Origin of the sequence: Streptomyces sp. A012304 (assembly GCF_026008495.1) — a bacterium.
Taxonomy (GTDB): Bacteria; Actinomycetota; Actinomycetes; order Streptomycetales; family Streptomycetaceae; genus Streptomyces.
The window spans coordinates 1-698 of sequence record NZ_BQUN01000151.1 but is presented as its reverse complement, the minus strand read 5'-3'; the positions used below and the strand labels follow the sequence as shown (position 1 = coordinate 698).

At 68.6% G+C, this 698-nt stretch carries 1 protein-coding gene; it reads left to right on the top strand.

The annotated features are described in order from the left end of the window. Positions 1 to 21: 21 nt before the first annotated feature. The coding region (locus tag ALMP_RS35265; RefSeq protein WP_264935851.1) for a hypothetical protein at positions 22 to 698 on the top strand (677 nt) is incomplete at its 3' end.

Sequence of the window (698 nt, the reverse complement as noted above, 5' to 3'; positions counted from 1 at the left end):
CGCGACCTGGTGCAGCGCTGGGTGAACGGCACCCAGGCCAACCACGGCCTGTCGCTGCGGGCCTCCGCCACCGACGCGCTCGGGTACAAGAAGTTCACCGGCCACGCCACGGCCAACCCGCCCAAGCTGTACGTCACCCACTCGCCGTACAACGCGTCCTACAGCTTCCCCAAGCCCGTCCCCGACCCGCCGGTGCTCCAGAACCAGGACGGCAAGGTCAAGGTCACCGTCACCAACAAGGGTGCCGAGACCTGGACGCCGTCCACCTACTACCTGGCCTACCGGGCGTACGACAACAAGGGCAAGCTGGTCACCCAGCAGCGCTCGGGCAGCCTCACCGGCAATGTGGCCCGCGGCGCCAAGGCGACCGTCGACGCCACGATCAAGGCGCTTCCGCCGGGCGTCTACATGCTCGACTTCACGATGGTGCGCCAGGGCGGCAAGGTCTTCACCGACGAGCACGTGCCGCCGGGCCGGCTGACCATCCAGGTCTTCGACATCGCCCCCGTGGTCAAGGAGCAGTTCCCGCCGAACGGCTACCAGGCCCAGACGCTGACCCCGCAGCTGTGGGCGGCGGGCACCGACATCGACGCGCCGCCCGGCTCCACGCTCCAGTACAAGTTCGAGATCTGCGAGTCCGACAAGGACGGCAAGCCGACCGGCTGCACCACCTCCGCCTACCAGACCAGCTCGGCCTA